This window comes from Streptomyces alkaliphilus (assembly GCF_014141535.1).
GTDB lineage: Bacteria > Actinomycetota > Actinomycetes > Streptomycetales > Streptomycetaceae > Streptomyces > Streptomyces alkaliphilus.
The window spans coordinates 1-3,803 of the sequence record NZ_VKHT01000494.1 but is presented as its reverse complement, the minus strand read 5'-3'; the positions used below and the strand labels follow the sequence as shown (position 1 = coordinate 3,803).

Genomic DNA, 3,803 nt, shown 5'->3' with positions numbered 1-3,803 from the left:
GGGCGACGCGTACCGGGAACCCGCCGCTCCCGGCGGATGGATCCTCGGCGACTTCCTCGACGGCGGCGACCCCGGACCCACCGACACCGCCGCCTCAGCCGGGAACGGCGCCGGGAGCGGCGGCGGGAACGCCACCGCCCCCTCGACGGCGGGGATCGCCGCCCGCGCGATGCGCCGCCTCCCGTTGCCCGTCCGGAGCACCGGCGCCCGCCGCCTGCTGCGCGACGCCGCCCGCCCCCGGGCCGGCCGCCTCGTCCTCACCGCCGTGTTCGGCGCTCTCGCCCTGGCCTCCGCCACCGGCCTGATGGCCGTCTCCGGCTGGCTGATCTCCCGCGCCTCCGAACAGCCGCCGATCCTCCACCTGATGATCGCGGTCACCCTCACCCGCACCTTCGGCATCGGCCGGGCCGTCTTCCGATACGTGGAGCGGCTGCTGGGCCACGACGCGGTGCTGCGGATGCTCGCCGACCTGCGGGTGACGGTCTACGGGCGGCTGGAGCGGCTGGCCCCCGCCGGGTTGCGCCGCACCCGGCGCGGCGACCTGCTCTCCCGTCTGGTCTCCGACGTGGACGCCCTCCAGGATCACTGGCTGCGCTGGCTGCTGCCGGCCGGCGCGGCGGCGGTCGTCTCCACGGCCGCCGTGATCTTCACCGGGTGGCTGCTGCCGGGCGCCGGCGCGGTGCTCGCGGCCGGCCTGCTCGCCGCCGGCGTCGGGGTCCCCCTGCTGACGGCGGCCATCGCCCGCCGCACCGAGCGGCGGCTCGCCCCGGCCCGGGGCCGACTGGGCACCCGGGTGGTGGACCTGCTCACCGGCACCGGCGAGCTGACCGTCGCGGGCGCGCTGCCCGGCCGGGTCGCGGCGGTGCGCGACAGCGACCGTGAGCTGACCGCCCTGGCGGCCCGTTCCGGTTCGGCGACGGCCTCGGCTGCGGGACTGAGCGCGCTGGCCGCCGGTCTGACCGTGGCCGCCGCCGCATGGGTGGGGGCGGCCGGCGTGGCCTCCGGCGCCCTGGCCGGCGTGTGGTTGGCGACGGTGGTGATGGTGCCCCTGGCCGCGTTCGAGGCGGTCAACGGCCTGCCCGTCGCCGTGCAGCACCGGCAGCGGGCGGGCCGGGCGACCGAGCGGGTGGCCGAGGTGCTGGACACCCCCGACCCGGTGCGCGAGCCCGCGATGCCGGCCGACCCCCCGTCCGGGCCGTTCCCGCTGGTGGTGCGCGGCCTGACCGCCCGCCACCCGGGGCAGCCCCCGGAGGCCGCCCCCGCCCTGACGGGCGTGGACCTGGAGCTGACCCCGGGCAGGCGGATCGCCGTGGTCGGCGCCTCGGGGGCGGGCAAGACGACGCTGGCGCTGTGCCTGCTGCGCTTCCTGGACCCGGAGACCGGCTCGTACACCCTCGGCGGCGCCGACGCGACATCCCTGCGCGGGGAGGACGTGCGGCGGATGGTGGGCCTGTGCGCGCAGGACGCCCACCTCTTCGACAGCACGCTGCGGGAGAACCTGCGGCTCGCGCGCCCCGCCGCGACCGACGACGGGTTGCGCGCGGCGCTGCGCCGGGCCCGGCTGCTGGAGTGGGTGGACGGCCTGCCCGCCGGCCTCGACACCCCCGTCGGCGAGCACGGCGCGGAGCTGTCCGGCGGCCAGCGGCAGCGCCTGGCGCTGGCCCGGGCGCTGCTGGCGGACTTCCCGGTGCTGCTGCTGGACGAGCCGGCGGAGCACCTGGACACCGACACCGCCGACGCGCTCACCGCCGACCTGCTGGCGGCCACCGCCGACCGCACCACCCTGCTGATCACCCACCGGCTGGTCGGCCTGGAGGAGGTGGACGAGGTGCTGGTACTGGACGACGGTCGGGTGGTGCAGCGCGGCCCGTACGCCGAGCTGGCCGGGGCGTCGGGGCCGTTCCGGCGGATGCTGCGGGCGGCCGGGACCGGGGAGGGCGCCGAGCCGGGAAGCCCGTCCACCGAGCGGAAAATCCGCACATCCGGACACATCCGACTTTCCTCACCGGTCGGGTGATTCTAGGCTCGCACCATGGCAGAGACAGTGCGGCACCGCCCCGGCGGCCGGTCGGACACCCCCGGCGAGCCGGGCGGAGCCGACCCGCCCCGGGGCGGCGCCCCGAACGGGGGCTCCCCCGAACTGTCCGGGCGCATCCCCCGTCTGCTGCGCGCCATGGTCAACATCGGCGGCGACGTCGAACTGCACACCCTGCTCGACCGGGTCACCGAGGCCGCCGCCGACCTGGTCGGTGCCCGCTACATCGGCATCGGCGTCCTGGACGAGGAGGGTGGCGTCGGGGAGTTGGTCACCCGGGGGGTGGAGCGGGAACTGCTGGAACGCATGTGGGGCCTGCCCCACCTGGACCGGCGGATCGCGAGGATGCTGGAAAGCCCCCGCCCGGTCCTCCTGGACGACATGAGCGAGGACCCCCGGTACACCGGACTGCCCGGTCCCGACGGCGTCCCCGCCATCCGCTCGCTGCTCGGGGCCCCCATCCGGGTGCACGGCGCCGGCTTCGGCGCCCTGTACCTGGGGGACCCCCGGGCCGGCGTCTTCTCCCGCGACGACCTCCAGGTGTGCCAGATCCTCGCCACCGAGGCCGGCATCGCCATCGGCAACGCCCGGCTCTACGAGGCGGTGCGCCAGCGGGCCCGCTGGATGGACGGAAGCGCCGAGCTGTCCACCTCCCTGCTGTCCGGCGACGGTGACAACGCGCTGGCGGTCGTCGCCGAACAGGCCCGTCGGTTGGCCGACGCCGACGCCGGGTTGGTGCTCCTGCCCGACGAGGCGGGCGGCCTGGTGGTGGTCGCCGTCAGCTCCACCGAACCCATGGGGCTGATCGGCGCCGAGATCCCCCCCGGCGGCTGGGCCAACGACCTGCTGCTCTCGGGGGAACCGGCGTTCGTCGAGCACACCGAGGACGACCCGTGGCGCTCCACCCACCTGGCCGGCCGGTACGGGCCGAACATGCTGCTGCCGCTGGGCAGCGACGGGAAGCTGATCGGCGTCCTGTCGGTGCCGCGCGCCCCCGGCGCCCCCCGCTTCACCTTCGCCGAGCGGGCGATGGCCACCCAGTTCGCCCAGCAGGCGGCACTGGCGCTGCTGCTCACCGAGGCCCGCCGGGACCGCGAGCAGCTCGCCGTCTACGCGGACCGCGACCGGATCGCCCGGGACCTGCACGACCTCGTCATCCAGCGGCTCTTCGCCACCGGCATGCTGCTGGAGAGCGCCGGTCGCGCGACCCGGGACCCCGGTCTGTCGGCACGCATCGGCAAGGCCGTGGACGAACTCGACGCCACCATCCAGGAGATCCGCACCGCGATCTTCGCCCTTCAACAGGGTCCGGAGGAGGCCCCGACCGGCCTGCGCACCCGCGTGCTGCGGGAGACCGGCACCGCCGCCCGGTCACTGGGCTTCCAACCGTCCGTCTCCTTCATCGGCCCGGTGGACGCCCGGGTGGGCGACCTGACCGCCAAGAACATGATCGCGGCGATCCGCGAGACGCTCTCCAACGTGGCCCGGCACGCCGGGGCGAGCCGGGTGGAGGTGGTCGTGGACGTCACCGAGCCGCTGCCGGACGGACGGGAGGTGGTGCGGTTGACCGTCACGGACGACGGAGTGGGCCTGCCGCCCGACGGGACGGGCCGGCGCAGCGGACTGGTGAACCTGCGACGGCGGGCCGAGTCGTTGGGCGGTGGCGCGGAGTACGGACCCGGCCCGGACGGTCGGGGCGCCTCGGTCCGCTGGTGGGCCCCTCCGGGCTGAGCTGCCCGGGGCCGGGGCGGTGGGCGGAGTCCTCGGC

2 protein-coding genes are annotated in these 3,803 nt (G+C 76.5%); both read left to right on the top strand.

Features of this window, described 5'->3' with window-relative positions:
• Positions 1 to 2,017 (top strand): thiol reductant ABC exporter subunit CydC (gene cydC / locus FNQ90_RS15540; protein ID WP_182606928.1); only part of this gene is annotated, 2,017 nt, incomplete at its 5' end.
• 15 nt (positions 2,018 to 2,032) lie between these two features.
• Positions 2,033 to 3,766, top strand: a complete 1,734-nt coding sequence (locus FNQ90_RS15535) for a GAF domain-containing sensor histidine kinase (RefSeq protein ID WP_182606927.1) — start codon at positions 2,033 to 2,035, stop codon at positions 3,764 to 3,766.
• Positions 3,767 to 3,803: the final 37 nt, after the last annotated feature.